General features: G+C 65.2%; 15 protein-coding genes. 3 read left to right on the forward strand and 12 right to left on the reverse strand.

Going from position 1 to position 15347, the window contains the following annotated elements:
- The 3 genes from MKD38_RS26920 to MKD38_RS26930 form a co-directional block, all read left to right on the forward strand.
- A partial coding sequence (locus MKD38_RS26920; RefSeq protein ID WP_252681876.1) for a DUF2345 domain-containing protein occupies positions 1-750 on the forward strand: 750 nt, incomplete at its 5' end.
- A gap of 7 nt (positions 751-757) precedes the next feature.
- Positions 758-2419: an esterase/lipase family protein gene (locus MKD38_RS26925; RefSeq protein ID WP_252681878.1), complete on the forward strand. Its 1662-nt coding sequence runs from the start codon at positions 758-760 to the stop codon at positions 2417-2419.
- An 89-nt stretch (positions 2420-2508) separates the two neighbouring features.
- Entirely contained in the window at positions 2509-3426 is a 918-nt protein-coding gene (locus MKD38_RS26930; RefSeq protein ID WP_252681879.1) for a T6SS immunity protein Tli4 family protein, read from the forward strand.
- A gap of 7 nt (positions 3427-3433) precedes the next feature.
- On the opposite strand, the gene mnmH is transcribed toward MKD38_RS26930, so the two are convergent.
- The 12 genes from mnmH to MKD38_RS26990 form a co-directional block, all read right to left on the reverse strand.
- On the reverse strand, positions 3434-4540 hold the full coding sequence (gene mnmH / locus MKD38_RS26935; RefSeq protein ID WP_252681881.1) for a tRNA 2-selenouridine(34) synthase MnmH: 1107 nt from the start codon (positions 4538-4540) through the stop codon (positions 3434-3436).
- On the reverse strand, positions 4540-5583 hold the full coding sequence (gene selD, locus MKD38_RS26940; protein ID WP_252681883.1) for a selenide, water dikinase SelD: 1044 nt from the start codon (positions 5581-5583) through the stop codon (positions 4540-4542). The genes mnmH and selD overlap by 1 nt, the downstream gene beginning before the upstream one ends.
- A 181-nt stretch (positions 5584-5764) precedes the next feature.
- Positions 5765-6244 (reverse strand): bacterioferritin, encoded by a 480-nt coding sequence (gene bfr / locus MKD38_RS26945; protein ID WP_115686677.1) that lies wholly within the window; start codon positions 6242-6244, stop codon positions 5765-5767.
- A 123-nt stretch (positions 6245-6367) separates the two neighbouring features.
- Complete coding sequence (locus tag MKD38_RS26950; RefSeq protein WP_252681885.1) at positions 6368-6673, reverse strand: (2Fe-2S)-binding protein; 306 nt, start codon at positions 6671-6673, stop codon at positions 6368-6370.
- Positions 6674-6887: 214 nt separating this feature from the next.
- Positions 6888-8660: a phosphoenolpyruvate--protein phosphotransferase gene (gene ptsP / locus MKD38_RS26955; RefSeq protein ID WP_252681887.1), complete on the reverse strand. Its 1773-nt coding sequence runs from the start codon at positions 8658-8660 to the stop codon at positions 6888-6890.
- Between the two features lie 49 nt (positions 8661-8709).
- Positions 8710-8979: an HPr family phosphocarrier protein gene (locus tag MKD38_RS26960; RefSeq protein WP_252681889.1), complete on the reverse strand. Its 270-nt coding sequence runs from the start codon at positions 8977-8979 to the stop codon at positions 8710-8712.
- The gene (locus MKD38_RS26965) at positions 8948-9403 is read right to left on the reverse strand and encodes a PTS sugar transporter subunit IIA (protein ID WP_062796549.1); all 456 of its coding nucleotides are present in this window, start codon (positions 9401-9403) and stop codon (positions 8948-8950) included. Before MKD38_RS26965 ends, MKD38_RS26960 begins: the two co-directional genes overlap by 32 nt.
- A gap of 77 nt (positions 9404-9480) precedes the next feature.
- On the reverse strand, positions 9481-10446 hold the full coding sequence (gene gshB, locus MKD38_RS26970) for a glutathione synthase (RefSeq protein ID WP_252681891.1): 966 nt from the start codon (positions 10444-10446) through the stop codon (positions 9481-9483).
- 8 nt (positions 10447-10454) lie between these two features.
- Entirely contained in the window at positions 10455-11750 is a 1296-nt protein-coding gene (gene gshA, locus MKD38_RS26975; protein WP_252681893.1) for a glutamate--cysteine ligase, read from the reverse strand.
- Between the two features lie 557 nt (positions 11751-12307).
- On the reverse strand, positions 12308-13867 hold the full coding sequence (amt, locus tag MKD38_RS26980; RefSeq protein ID WP_252681895.1) for an ammonium transporter: 1560 nt from the start codon (positions 13865-13867) through the stop codon (positions 12308-12310).
- 32 nt (positions 13868-13899) lie between these two features.
- Positions 13900-14238 carry a P-II family nitrogen regulator gene (locus MKD38_RS26985; protein WP_010814843.1) on the reverse strand — a complete coding sequence of 113 codons (339 nt, stop codon included), beginning with the start codon at positions 14236-14238 and terminating at the stop codon, positions 13900-13902.
- Positions 14239-14290: 52 nt separating this feature from the next.
- The gene (locus MKD38_RS26990) at positions 14291-15073 is read right to left on the reverse strand and encodes a TorF family putative porin (protein ID WP_111521809.1); all 783 of its coding nucleotides are present in this window, start codon (positions 15071-15073) and stop codon (positions 14291-14293) included.
- Between the last annotated feature and the right edge of the window lie 274 nt (positions 15074-15347).

The raw sequence follows: 15347 nt of genomic DNA on the forward strand, positions 1-15347 counted from the left end.
CAAGCGGCAAAGGAGGATGCGGCTACCGGCAATACCAGCACGCCGGGCAAGGTGCCGCACCAAAGCGAGCCGATGGTCCACCTCAACGGCCGGGCTGGCGTGGCTATGGTGGCGGGGCAAGACCTGCAAATCGCCAGTGGGGAAAGCGTCGTGCTCGCCAGCGGCCAGGACAACAATGTCGCCGTCGCGGGACAGGGGCGCATCCATTCGGGAAAGGCGATTGGCGTGGCCGCAGGACTGTCTTCGGCCGGTGAAGGCAACGTCGGCCTGCAACTGACAGCAGGTCAGGGCGATATCGATCTCCAGGCGCAGCATGATTTGCTGAAGCTGGCGGCGCGGGAGGACCTGACCATTGTCTCGGCCAACATGAATGTGGACTTTGCCGCGGCCAAGCGCATTCGCATTGCGACGGCTGGCGGGGCTGCCATCACCATCGAGGGCGGCAATATCACCTTCGAGTGTCCCGGCCCGATTACCTATAAAGCGGCGCAGAGGAAGTTCGAAGGGCCGACCCATGCCTCAAGAGAGATGAATACGTGGCCCCAAACGCCGTTCGATGACGCCTACCTTTTGAGGGACGAAATCACCGGAGAGCCGCTGCGAAACGTGCAAGTTGAACTGCGCCGGAATGATGGCGCACGCATCAAGCTTGTGACAGACAGTGAGGGCCGCTTGCCGAAACAGCGAGGCATTTCGATGGAGCATGTTCAGTTGCGCGTACTTGGGAAGTCACGTGAGCAAAACGGCTGAGGTGGCAATGCAAAACGAGCGCAGTCCGTCCGAATCGGAAGTCGTGATATCGCGCACGCGCAATATCGACGGGCGACCGGTCTTTGACACGCACCTGACACCCACCGAGGACACGCGAACCAAGGTCATCGAGACCAAGCTGCCCGCAGTGATTCCGATCGTGTTCCTGCCAGGCATCATGGGAACCAATCTGAAGAACAAAAAGACGGGCGATGCTGTCTGGCGGCCACCGAATATGAGCCTGAACCTGGCCGACATACTCGGCGTCGTCGCCGCCTTGGCGACATGGGGCATACGAGGACCAAAGCAACGGCAGCAAATCCTGAAAGCGGAAGATTTGACTGTGGACGACGGAGGCTCTATTGACGTCGGGGAATCGGGACTAGCAAAAGAAACCGCGCGCAAGCGAGGCTGGGGCAGCGTGCTGCGCACCTCCTATAACCCGGTCATGGGGTTACTGGAGGCGCGCACCAGCCGCATCGTTGCCAACCGCACGCTACAAGGATGGTGGTCGACTGAAGGCCTGCGCCCGCCCGGTGACTATGGTGAGGAAACCGGACAGCCGCCTTTGACGGAACCGGAACTCATGAAAGCAGCACGCTATGAGTTCGATGTCTGGTGCGCCGGCTACAACTGGCTTCAATCCAACCGGAAGTCCGCCGAAGACGTCAGGCTTTACATTGAAAACACAGTGCTGAGGCATTACCGCGAACAGAAGCCTCCGGTACCAGCCGACAAGGTCATCCTGGTTACGCATTCCATGGGCGGGCTCGTGGCGCGCGCGCTCACGAATCTTGTCGGCTATGAGAAGGTGCTAGGTGTGGTCCATGGCGTGCTGCCGGCGACAGGGGCGCCGGCGATTTACCATCACATGCGTGCGGGCTATGAGGGGCCTGAGCAGTTGATTCTGGGTTCAAATGCTGGGGAGGTTACCGCTGTCGTGGCAAATTCAGCTGGAGCGCTTGAGCTTTGCCCGAGCTTCGATCACCACGCTGGAAAACCATGGCTGTTTCTACAGGACAACGATGGAAACGTTGGCACAGATGAAGGGGGCTTTGCATCCGCATACCCGCGCGCAGGTGATCCATACAGAGAGATTTACTGCAATCCCGCATGGTATGGACTAGTGCCGGACCATAACTCAAAATTTCTCGACCTGACAGAGGACGCGGGCATTGTTCCGCTAGATCCTCGCGACCGCTTCAATGAGCTCATTGGGAAAATCGAGGATTTTCATCGGGAGATCGCCGGCGCGTATTGTCCAGAGACCTATGTACATTACGGCGCCGACGGCAGCAAGTCGATGCACAGTTGGCAGCACATTGTCTGGCGCGGAAATAGTCAACCAAGCAAGACGAGGTTGGATGATGGCAATGGGAGCTATCGCAAGGCGGCAATGGGCGATGCTCCCACCCTGACCGTAGCACCAGGAAAGGGAGACGGTACTGTTTCTGCGTACTCTGGAGAAGCGCCTCGTGATGCCGGTGCCCTCGCAGGAGTAAAGGCGAGCTTCCGACACGGTTCTGATGGAAGTGGTGCCGCCAATATTGCCCGCAAGGGCTATGATCACCAAGGCAGCTATAACGACCCGAGATCACAGTGGGCTAGCTTGTTTGGCATCATTAAAATTGCCCAGTTGGCAAATTGGCATCCTAGCGAACCATCATGACGCACCGCTTTCTCCTAACTGCTATGGCTGCGTGTATGGCGACGGTAATCTTAAGCACCGGTCATGCCAAAACGCCGAGGAATATTCTGATGGATAAACCGGGATGGAAAACTCACTGCTTTGGGCGCTACCTTGTCGACTTGCCGCCACAAGCGGAAGTCCGTGCCGCGTACAAATTGTGGGGCACCGAAATCGAGCGCTTACCAGGCATCAACGCCCCATCGCTTCAAGACAAAGTAGACAAACGCGCCATTGCTTTGCAGTCAATGAGCCATGACACGGCCGGAAGCATGCTGGTGCGCCGTATCGATCATGGCAATGGCTCGACAAGCTTGCTTTCCTGGAGCAGCCCACGGCGCACCATACTGATGTATGAGGAAGCTTATCTGGCAACTACCAGCCCATGGCAAGCGTTCAAGTACAGCGGGGACATCTCGGCTAGCAGGCAGGCCATGGCGGTCGCGTTCCTGAACACGCTCGCCGCCAACATCCGCTCCCGCTCCGACAACGAAATCCCCACCGGCCCCGGCTTCTGCATCGACCAGGGCTTTATCGCCGGCAACGACTACCGTTCCGAGAGCGTGCAGGTGGGCATCACGCTGCCCCAACACCCCAACGCCTTCATCAGCTTTGACGCCAGCACCGGCGCCGAGGAAGACCGGTTGCTCGAACGCGTTGATAACTTCCTGGCCAAGGCAGTATCCGGCCCGCTCGCCGGCCTGAAGGTATTGCGCAAGCGTGAGCGCAATGTCGGAGCGATTCCTGCCGAAGAGTTCGCCTCCGCCGCGACGGGGAAAGGCCAGCGTGTCTATGTATTCGCCTGGGAATCGCAGGGAAAAAACAGGTCCTTGTCCGAGCAAAACGTGGTGGCCGGGCTGCGCGTACTCGAGCAGCCGGTGGACACCCCGCAGACACCATATCAGCCCGCATTCCAGTCCGATGATGAGGCGCTGCAGCTATGGGATGCCATCATCGACTCCATCCGGCTGCGTCCGGGCGCAGTCTAGCGCCGCCCTATTCCCCTTGCCGCGCCGTGTGCGCCAGCAGCCAGTCCGTCACGGCATCGCGGTCGCCGCGGAAGACGATGCGCGCCTCGCGCTGGGCGCGCTGGTAGTCATACATCGGGTCGTAGTAATCGCGCAGCAGCACTTCGATCCAGCCGCGGTGCAGCGCTACCTCGCCGCACTCGGCCTGGCGCGCGAGCGCCTGGTCCAGCAGCGCAGACAGCTCGCCGTAGCGGGCGCCGCCAAGCCGCGGCGCGATCGCGGCCATGGCTTCGCGCAGGCGGGTGGCGTAGGCATCGAAGCCTTCCGCGCTGCCCTTGGTGTCGATGAATTCCGCCGCCAGTCCCTGCACGTAGTCGCGCAGCACGCGTTCGACGCGGGTGTCGAACGGCGCTTCCAGCCATACCAGCGGACTGGCCTGCATGCGCTGCGACAGCGCCTGCGGCACGTCGCGGCTGCCGATGAAGCGGCCTTCGTCTTCCACCACCAGCGCGCGCCAGCCGGCGTCGAGATGACGCAGTACGTCGATGGCGAGGGCGTTTTCGAAGTCGATCTGCGGCGGCTGCGGCAGCGCGCGGCGGCCGAAGGCAGAGCCGCGGTGGCGCGCGTGGCCCTCAAGGTCGATCGACGCGGGCACGTCGGCCAGCACGTCGGTCTTGCCGCTGCCAGTCAGCCCGCCCACCACGAACCACGGCTGCGTAGTCGCCGCGGTATCGATGGTTTCGATCAGGAAACCGCGCATCGCCTTGTAGCCGCCGGTCACGCGCGGATAGTCGACCCCCGCGTCGCGCAGCCACTGCTGCACCAGCTGCGAGCGCAAGCCGCCGCGGAAGCAATAAAGGTAGCCGTCCGGATGGGCGCGCGCAAACTCCGCCCAGGCGGCGATGCGCGCCACCTTGCGCTGGCCGGACACGAGCTGGTGGCCGAGTTCGATCGCCGCCTGCTGGCCCTTCTGCGCATAGCACAGGCCGACCTCGTGGCGCTCGGCGTCGTCCATCAGCGGCAGGTTGACCGCGCCGGGGAAGGCCCCGCGCGCGAACTCCAGCGGCGCGCGCACGTCCAGCATGGCGACGCCACTGAGGAACAGTTTGCGGAAGTCGGCGGTATCTGGACGCATCAGCGGATCTGTACGGCCAGTGCGGCGCGGGCCACCATCTCGCCGATCGGCCCGAGCGCCAGCCCCAGGCGCTGGCATTCGGCCAGGAACTCGGCTTCGCCGGCGGGCTCGACGGCGACCAGCAGGCCGCCGCTGGTCTGGGGGTCGCACAGCAGCGCGCGTTGCGCCTCGGTAAGCGGCGCGATGCGGTGGCCGTAGCTGTCGAAGTTGCGCTGGGTGCCGCCTGGCACGCAGCCCTGGCCGATGTAGTCGGCCACGTCATCCAGCACCGGCACCGCGGCATAGTCGATGCGTGCGGTCAGGCCGCTGCCGTCGGCCATTTCGACCAGGTGGCCGAGCAGGCCGAAGCCGGTGACGTCGGTCATCGCCCGCACGCCGGGCAAGCGCCCGAAGGCGCTGCCGGGCCGGTTCAGCACGCACATCCAGTCGCGCGCCAGATGACGGTTGTCGTCGCGCAGCAGCCCTTTTTTCTCGGCCGTGGTCAGCACGCCGATGCCGAGCGGCTTGGTCAGATAAAGCCGGCAGCCGGGCGTGGCGGTGTCATTGCGCTTCATGTGCGCGCGCTCGACCAACCCCGTCACCGCCATGCCGAAGATGGGCTCGGGCGCGTCGATCGAATGACCGCCCGCCAGCGGAATGCCGGCGTCGTCGCAGGCGCGGCGCCCGCCCGCCACCACTTCGCGCGCCACCTCGGGCGGCAGCACGTTGACCGGCCAGCCCAGGATGGCGATGGCCATCAGCGGGTCGCCGCCCATGGCGTAGATGTCGCTGATCGCATTGGTAGCGGCGATGCGGCCGAAGTCGAACGGATCGTCGACGATGGGCATGAAGAAGTCGGTGGTGGACACCACGCCGCGCGGGCCATCGGCGCCGTCCAGCGCATACACCGCCGCGTCATCGCGCGAGGCATTGCCGACCCACAGGCGCGGGTCAAGGTGCTGCGCGCCGCTGCCGGCCAGGATCACGTCGAGCATCTTGGGGGAAATCTTGCAGCCGCAGCCTGCACCGTGGCTGTACTGCGTCAGGCGGATGGGACTGGTCATGGGCGTGGGCTCCGCGCGGCGTACCGGCGGGTCAGGAGCCTTGGCCCCGCCGGCAACGCCTGGATGAAGAGAGGAATTGGAATGAGAAGGGTTACTGCCTGCAGGCGAGCAACCAGGCGGCACCGATCGGCGCCGCGCGCTGGGGCGGACCGCCCGTCGGAGCGGCCTCGCCGGAGACGGCTTATTGCTCGCCCGGCTCCATCTGCGACTGCAGGTAGTTCTGCAGCCCGACCTTATCGATCAGGTCCAGCTGCGTTTCCAGGTATTCGATATGTTCCTCGGTATCGGTGAGGATATCGACCAGAATTTCGCGGCTGACGTAATCGCCGACCGATTCACAGTAGGCAATGCCTTCCTTGACGGTGGTGTGCGCGGTCTGTTCCAGCTTCAGGTCGCACTTGAGCATCTCGGGCGTGTCTTCGCCGAGCAGCAGCTTGTGCAGGTCCTGCAGGTTGGGCAGGCCGTCCAGCATCAGGATGCGCTCGATCAGGCGGTCGGCGTGCTTCATTTCGCCGATCGATTCCTTGTACTCCACCTCGCCGAGCTTCTTCAGGCCCCAGTGGCGATACATGCGGGCGTGCAGGAAATACTGGTTGATCGCGGTCAGCTCGTTCTTGAGCTGGGCGTTCAGATGCTGGATGACCTTCTTGTCACCTTTCATTGGCGGCTCCTGTTGCATCGGGCCCGCGCAAAAATACGAAACGGCGCCAATGGCGCCGTGCAGTCAGAAAAAAGGAATGCGCAAAAACGCGCCGTGAACTGAACTTTCAGTTCATGGGCGCGTTCAGGCCACCAGCGCCTTGCGCTGGTCGTTCGCGACTGCCGGGTCCCGAGTGTCCATTATGGTACATGGGCCCGAAGCGGAACAGGAAGAAATCTCCACAACCTGGATGTTGGCGAGGGTCGCCACCGTGACATTGCGTACCGCGGCCACGCCTTCCTGCAACACCTGCTGTGCACACTCGCGGCAGCGGCCGCAGCACGTGCCGACGCCGAGCGTTTCGGCCAGTTCGTCGAGGGTTTCGATGCCCAGGTGCGCGGCACCGTGGATCTCACGATCGGTGATCTGGTTGCAGATGCAGACGTACACAAGTCCCTCCGTTGGGGCGCGGGACACCGGCATGTCCCTGCGAATGAACGTCAGAATATCAGAGATCAATAATGATAACAATTCCCATTAAGCCACATCGCGTAAGGTCGGGAAGACGTCACAGGACGTAAAAAGAAGGCGGCTGGCGCCGCACTTTCCTGCCTAGGGAAGTGCCGCGCCAGCCGCCTCTTCGGCTCGGAAAACCCTGACGCCGTCAGGGTCGTGCGATCTGCCGCAGGACCCCGGCCTGTTCTTCGGGATCGTAAGCCTGCAGCAGCTGGTCGACCAGCGGTTCCAGCCGCTCGCAGCTGGCGTGCAGGATTTGCTGCTTGACGCGCAGCAGTTGCGCCGGGTGCATGGAGAATTCGCGCAGCCCCATGCCCAGCAGCAGCCGCGTCATCGACGGATCGCCCGCCATCTCGCCGCACACCGCCACCGGCACGCCGGCGCGGTTGGCTTCGCGGATGGTGCGCGCCACCAGTTGCAGCACCGCCGGATGCAGCGGGTCGAACAGGTGCGCCACGGCGTTGTCGGCGCGGTCGATCGCCAGCGTGTACTGGATCAGGTCGTTGGTGCCGATGGACAGGAAATCCATCTTGCGCAGGAACAGCGGCAGCAGCAGCACCGCCGCCGGGATCTCGATCATGGCCCCGACCTTCATGCCGGGGTCGTAGGGTTCGCCGCGCTCGTCCAGCTGGCGCTTGGCCTTGGCGATCAGTGCCAGGGTCTGGTCGATCTCGCTGGCATGCGCCAGCATCGGCACCAGCAGCCGCACCGGGCCGAAGGCCGAGGCGCGCAGCAACGCGCGCAGCTGGGTCAGGAACATGCCGGGCTCCGACAGCGACCAGCGGATCGCGCGCAGGCCCAGCGCAGGGTTCAGCGCGGTCTCGAAGTCATCGGCGCGGCCGTCGCCGCGGGCGTCGAGAGGCTTGTCGGCGCCGATATCGATGGTGCGGATGGTCACCGGCAGCCCGTGCATGGCGTCGACCGCGCCGCGGTACGCCTGGAACTGCTCTTCCTCGCCCGGCAGCTCGTCGCGCCGGTTCATGAACAGGAACTCGGAGCGGAACAGGCCGACGCCGACCGCGCCGGCGGCCAGCGCGGCGCCGGCATCCTCTGCCATCTCGATATTGGCGAGCAGCTCGATCTCGATGCCGTCCAGCGTCACCGCCGGCGTATGGCGCAGGCGCTGCAGGCGCTTCTTCTCCAGCACGCGCTCGCTTTGCCGGTGGCGGTATTCCTCGAGGATGATGGCGGTGGGGTCGACGATCACCAGGCCGGCGTCGCCGTCGATGATGATCCAGTCATCCTGGCGGATCAGCTCGCTCGCGCTCTGCACGCCGACCGCGGCCGGGATGTCGAGGCTGCGCGCGACGATGGCGGTATGCGAGGTGCGCCCGCCCAGGTCGGTGACGAAGCCGTGGAACACGGTGTGGCGGAACTGCAGCATGTCGGCGGGCGCGATATCGTGGGCCACCACGATCACGCCGGGCGCGGGCTCGCCGTCGGCGGCCAGCGCGGGCACCGGCGCCGGCACCAGCACCGGCGCGCCGGCCAGCGCCTTCAGGATGCGCTCCACCACCTGCTGGATGTCGGCCTTGCGCTCGCGCAGGTATTCGTCCTCGATCTCGTCGAACTGGCGCATCAGCTCTTCGAGGCGCGTGGTCAGGGCCCACTCGGCGTTGTAGCGCCGGCCCCGGATCAGCGCCTCGGGCTCGCGCGCCAGCGCCTCGTCGTCGAGGATCATCGCGTGCACGTCGAGGAAGGCGCCCATCTCCTCGGGCGCGTCGCGCGGCAGGTCGCGCTTGAGTGCGGCCAGTTCGGCGCGCACCGCGGCGCGTGCGGCGCGCAGCCTTTCCACCTCGGCGTCGAGCTGCTCTTCATCGACCAGGTAGTGCGACACGTCCAGCGCCGCGGGCGCAAGCAGGTGCGCGCGGCCGATGGCGACGCCGCGCGAGACCGGGATGCCGTGCAAGGCGAAAGGCATGTACCGCTCCGTCAGGAACGTTTATCAATTCGGGTCAAGGCCGCCGGCCTCACTCCCCTTCACCAAAGCGGTTGGCGATCAGTGCCAGCAGCGCGTCCATCGCTTCCTGCTCGTCGGGACCGTCGGTTTCGATGGTGATGGTCGAGCCGATCCCGGCGGCCAGCATCATCACGCCCATGATGCTCTTGGCATCCACCTGGCGTCCGTTGCGGGACATCTTGACCTGGCTGACGAAGTTGCCGGCGAGCTGGGTCAGCTTGGCGGACGCGCGTGCGTGCAGTCCGAGTTTATTGATGATGGTGGTGTCCCTCTGCAGCATATTTGTCGGGATGATTGGCGGTTTGATTCTGGACGGTGGTGGTGCCGACCTGCAGCACGCCCTGCGAGCCGCCGGCCAGCGCCTTGGTGGCAAGCTGGTCGAGCTTCTCGGCCCGGTAGCAGATGGCACGGACCAGCATGGGAAGGTTGACGCCGGCCAGCACGCGCACGCGGCCCGGCTCGGCCAGGCGCGCGGCGATATTGGCGGGGGTGGCGCCGAAGATGTCGGTCAGGACCAGCGCGCCGTTGTCTTCGCAGATGGCATCCAGCCGGCGCCTGGCCTCGGCCAGCACGGCGGCGGGATCGGCATCGGGAAGGACGTCGATGGCTTCCAGCCGCTGCGGCTGGCCACAGTAGACGTGGGCGGCGCAATCGCGCAAGGCTGACGCCAGCGGGGTGTGCGCGATGATCAGGATGCCTGCCATGATGGTGAATCCGTTGGATTGCCCCGATTGTAGCAGGCGCCCCCCGCGCTCCCGCTGCCCGTCGGGGCCGGTGGCGCCTAGCTGCCGGCAGCGCTGACGGCGTGTTCCAGCGCGTCGATGAACATCGCCGCGACATGGAAGCCGGTCTGCTGGGTGATCTCCTGGAAACAGGTCGGGCTCGTCACATTGATCTCGGTCAGGTAGTCGCCGATGACGTCCAGGCCGACCAGCAGCAGGCCCTGCCCCCACAGCCCCGGCGCCAGCGCCTCGGCGATCTCGCGGTCGCGCCGGCTCAGCTCCTGGGCGCGGCCAGTGCCGCCCGCGGCGAGGTTGCCGCGCACTTCGCCGGCCATCGGCACGCGCGCCAGCGAATACGGCACCGGCACGCCGCCGATCAGCAGCACGCGCTTGTCGCCGTCCTTGATCGCCGGGATATAGCGCTGCACCATCAGCGAGCGGGCGCCGTCCTGGCCCAGCGTCTCGACGATCGCGGCCAGGTTCATGCCGTCCGCGCCGACCCGGAACACGCCCATGCCGCCCATGCCGTCGAGCGGCTTGACGATGATGTCGCGGTGCTCGGCGTGGAAATCGCGGATGCGCGCCAGGTCGCGCGTGACCAGCGTCGGCGTGATGAATTCCGGGTACTGCGCAATCGCCAGCTTTTCGGAATGATCGCGGATCGCCCGCGGCTTGTTGAAGACGCGCGCGCCCTGGGCCTCGGCCAGTTCCAGCAGCCAGGTGCTGGTTACGTACTCCATGTCGAAGGGCGGGTCCTTGCGCATCAGCACCGCATCGAAGGCCGACAGCGGCTCGAGCGCGCTGTTGCCTTCGCGGTACCAGTCGCCGTGTCCCGCGCCATCCTCACCGGTGAGGTGCAGGCGCGTGGCCACGGTCTCGACCGTGCGCCCGGACAGCGCCAGCTGCGGCTGCAGGCACCAGTACAACTCGTGGCCGCGCGCGGCGGCCTCGGCCATCATGGCGTAGGTGGAGTCCTTGTAGGTCTTGAAGGTCTCCAGCGGATCGGTGATGAAGAGGATGCGCATGGTGGCGTTCAGATGATCGGGTTGGGGTCGGTCTTCTCGAGCTCCAGCGATGCCGCCAGCAAGGCCAGCCGCGCCACCACGCCATACATGTAGAAGCGGTTCGGCACCGCCGCGCCCGGCTTGGCGTGGCTGTCCGGGATGCCGTTGGGGGCGAACGCCAGCGGCACGAAATGCATGCCCGGCGCGTTCAGGTTCTCGTCGTTGCCGCGGCCGGTGTGCACGCGGTAGAAGCCGCCCACCACATAGCGGTCGATCATGTACACCACCGGCTCGGCCACCGCCTCGTTGACCTTCTCGAAGGTGTGCACGCCCTCCTGGATGATGACGTCGCTGACCTCCAGACCCTCCTTGACCACGCTCATCTTGTTGCGCTCTTTCCGGTTCAGGCCCTTGATCTCGGACGGGTCGCGCACGGTCATGATGCCCATGCCATAGGTGCCGGCATCGGCCTTGACCACCACGTACGGCGTTTCCTTGATGCCGTACTCGCGGTACTTCTTGGCGATCTTCTTCAGCACGCCCTCGACCGCGTCGGCCAGTTCCTCCTCGCCCACGCGCTCGTGGAAATTCACGCCGGTGGTACGGGCGAAGTACGGGTTGACCATCCACGGGTCGATGTCGATCAGCTTGGCGAACTTCTTCGCCACCTCGTCATAGGCGGAAAAGTGGCTGCTCTTGCGACGCGTGGACCAGCCGGCGTGCAGCGGCGGCAGCAGGTACTGCTCGTTGATGTTTTCCAGGATCGGCGGAATGCCGGCCGACAGGTCGTTGTTGAGCAGGATCGAACAGGGGTCGAAGTCCTTCAGGCCCAGCCGGCGGCTCTTGGTGCCCAGGCGCGCCAGCGGCTCGACCACCAGGGTCTGGCCGTCGGGCAGCTCGATCGGGGTCGGTTCGGTGATTTCCTCGGAAAGCGAGCCCAGGCGCACGTTCAGCCCGGCCTGGCGCATGATCAGCGACAGCCGCGCCACGTTCTGCAGGTAGAACATATTGCGGGTGTGGCGCTCCGGGATCAGCAGCAGGTTCTTGGCATCCGGGCAGATCTTCTCGATCGCCGCCATCGCCGCCTGCACCGCCAGCGGCAGCATCTCGGGGGCCAGGTTGTTGAAGCCGCCCGGGAACAGGTTGGTATCGACCGGCGCCAGCTTGAAGCCGGCGTTGCGCAGGTCCACCGAGCAATAGAACGGGGGCGTATGCTCCTGCCATTCCAGCCTGAACCAGCGCTCGATGGACGGCGTCGCGTCCAGGATCTTCTTTTCCAGTTCGAGCAGCGGACCGTTCAGCGCGGTGATGAGATGCGGGACCATATCCATCCTATAGATCGTCTTAATCGTTCGCCCCGATTGTAGAGGAACGGCCAACCAGGCGCTGGCACACCCTTTATAAGGATATGCAGCGCCTGGCATAAGGGATAACCATATGGGGATGGGCGGCGCGAAATAAAGAGGCCGCGCCGGCGACCGCGTCCGGGCAAAAAAAAGCGCGGCGATGCCGCGCTTTTAAATGGCCTGACAGATACGGGGAGCGTTCTGCAGGTGGAGGAAACTGCCTCAGTGGCAATGTATGTGCGCCGCACATTAAAGACAATTGAAGCTTTTTAAGATCGGAGTTAAGCACTTTGCGAAAAGCCCGCGCGCGGCGCACGGGATTGCCGGCTTGCCCGCGCCGGCACTGGGCTAGCCGGTTTCACTGACAATTGGGATGAGCGTCGTGATGGGCCTGTCCGCGCGTGCGACGTCTGTTGGCCGCAGGCAAATGTCTGCAACCCCGCTCAACGCAACAAAGTAAAAAAGCCCGGCACGCAGCCGGGCAAAACTCCTGAGAGCAGATTCCCAATCAGCTCTCCAGCACAACACCTTTGCGCTCAGCCTTCGTAGGCGGTCTCGCCATGCGAGGTGATATCCAGGCCTTCGCGCTCTTCGTCTTCCGGCACGCGCAGCCCGATCAGCATGTCCACCAGCTTGAAGGCGACGAAGGCCACCACGCCGGACCACACCACGGTGGTCAGCACGCCTTCGAACTGCACCCACAGCTGGCCGGCGATCGAGTAGTCATCCGCCACCTTGTTGGCGACGTAGTCGTAGATGCCGGTGCCGCCCAGGCTGGGCGCGGCGAACACGCCGGTCAGCAGCGCGCCGACGATACCGCCCACGCCATGCACGCCGAACACGTCCAGCGAGTCGTCCATGCCCAGCATGCGCTTCAGTCCGGTCACGCCCCACAGGCACAGCAGGCCGGCCACCAGGCCCATCACGATCGAGCCCATCGGACCGACGAAGCCCGCGGCCGGGGTGATCGCCACCAGGCCCGCGACCGCGCCCGAGGCACCGCCCAGCATCGACGGCTTGCCCTTGCCGATCCACTCGCCGAAGGTCCACGACAGCACCGCGGCGCAGGTCGCCAGCAGCGTGTTGACGAAGGCCAGCGCGGCCGAGCCGTTGGCTTCCAGCGCCGAACCGGCGTTGAAGCCGAACCAGCCGAACCACAGCAGCGAGGCACCCACCATAGTGAAGGTCAGGCTGTGCGGACGGATCGCCTCGCGGCCGAAGCCGATGCGCTTGCCGAACATGAAGGCCCCCACCAGGCCGGCCACCGCTGCATTGATGTGGACCACGGTGCCGCCGGCAAAGTCCAGCGCGCCCTTCTGGAACAGCCAGCCGGCCTTGGCCGTTGCCGCGGTGCCGGCGGCGGCGTCGGTGTAGGCGTCGGGACCCGGCCAGAACCACACCATGTGGGCGATCGGCAGGTAGGCGAAGGTGAACCACAGCACCACGAACACCAGCACCGCCGAGAAGCGCGCGCGCTCGGCGAAGGCGCCGATGATCAGGCCGCAGGTGATGCAGGCGAATGCGCACTGGAAGGCAAAGTAGCCCAGTTCGGGCAGCACCACGCCCTTGCTGAAGGTGGCGGCCACGGCGTCGACCGTCAGCCCCTTCATGAAGAGCCGGTCGGTGCCGCCGAAGAAGGCATTGCCCTCGGTGAAGGCAAAGCTGTAGCCGTAGATGGCCCACAGCAGCGCCACCAGCGAGAAGATCACCAGACACTGCATCAGCACCGACAGCATGTTCTTGGAGCGCACCAGGCCGCCGTAGAACAGCGCCAGGCCAGGCAGCGTCATCAGGATCACGAACGCGGTCGAGACCAGCAGCCAGGCGGTGTCGCCCTTGTTGGGCACGGGCGCCGCCGGCGCGGCGGCGGCTTCAGCCGGTGCAGCCGCGGCAGGCGCCGCTGCAGGCGCCACAGCGGGCGCCGCAGCCGGGGCTGCCGCAGCCGCTGCGGCGGCCGGCGCGGAAGGGGCGGCGGCCGAAGCCTCGGCGGCCGGCTTGTCCTGCGCGGCGGCCGGGCTTGACATGCCGACGCCGGCCGTGCCGATGGCCAGCGCCATCGCGCCCGCCGTCAGGAATCGCTTGATCCAGGTTTTCATGGAATTCACCTTTGTCTCTATGCTGTCTTGGGTCACAGGGCATCGCCGCCGGTTTCGCCGGTGCGGATGCGGATGACCTGCTCGATCGGGGCCACGAAGATCTTGCCGTCGCCGATCTTGCCGGTGCGGGCCGATTTCTCGACCGCCTCGATGGCGCGCTCGACCACGTCGTCGGGCACCGCCACCTCGATCTTCACCTTGGGCAGGAAGTCGACGATGTATTCGGCGCCGCGGTACAGCTCGGTATGGCCCTTCTGGCGGCCGAAGCCTTTCACTTCGGTCACGGTGATGCCGGACACGCCCACGTCCGACAGCGCTTCGCGCACCTCGTCGAGCTTGAACGGCTTGATGACTGCGATGATGAGTTTCATCAGGATTCTCCTGGGAGCGGACCGGCATCAGCCCGCCCGGGCTGCGTCAGAGTTAGAAAGTCTTGGTGATCGAGGCCCAGGCCGCGGCCTTGCCCAGGTAGCGGCCGCGGTTGGCGCTGGTGTAGGCCACTTCCTTGGCGTTGGTGTCGACATAGGCGACCGCCAGCGCAAAGCCCTTGCCCAGGTCCTTGGTCAGGCCGATCTTCCAGTCGGTGTACGAGGCATCGCTGTTGTGCTTCACGCCCTGGTAGCCGACGTGCGCGTTCAGCGTCAGGTCCCAGAAGTTCAGCGGCACGTTGGCGCTCAGGTCGACGTAGTAGCTGTTCTTGCTGTCGGCCCAGCCAAACAGGTTGGTGACCGAGTGCGAGTACTTCAGGAACACCGGGCCCCAGCCAACCCCGGCATACAGCTCGGTGGTGTACGGCCGCGGGTTGTTGTAGCCGCCCGGGTAGTAGTACTCGAGGACGCCCAGGTCATAGGCGAATTCGGTGCCGGCGACTTTGAAGGTGTTCTTGAAGCCGCCGTAGAAGTCCATCTCGACCGGCGCCGACACCGCCGGGTTGGCGTCTTCCAGCCAGCTGATGCTGGAGTTCCAGTTGCCCAGGTAGAAGCCGCTTTCGTGCGCGTAGTCGAAACCACCCTGGATCGCCGGGCGCAGGTTGGTCTGGCTGATGCCGCGGTAGCGGTAGTCCGTGACCAGCGACACGTTGGCCGTGAACGTATGCGGCGAGGCCGGCGCGGCAGCCGGGGCCGCGGCGTCGGTGCTCTGCGCCAGGGCGCCGCCGGCGGCACTGGCCAGGACCATCGCGCTGACTGCAAGGGCCAACTTCTTCATGGGGTTTTTCTCCTTTTGCTGATGGCTCGGATTTCGTTTAGTTGGATTCCGGTAAAGCTTTGAGGCAGCTCGCCCTCACTACTGCAACTGCCGTGCCACCCCACGGAAAGCGGCGGTCCCTGCGCTGCGACGCGCGCCGGCCAGCATCGCGGGCAGCCTTGAATCCGCCCCGCGGCGACGCCAGATCGGGTTAAAAGGTGTGAACGGCGCGGCGCCGGTGCTTTCGCCGGCGTGCCGCTGGGGCGATAATCGAGGTCTGACGGTGGCTGCGTAC

Origin of the sequence: Cupriavidus sp. WGlv3, assembly GCF_023952475.1 — a bacterium.
GTDB classification, from domain to species: Bacteria; Pseudomonadota; Gammaproteobacteria; order Burkholderiales; family Burkholderiaceae; genus Cupriavidus; species Cupriavidus phytorum.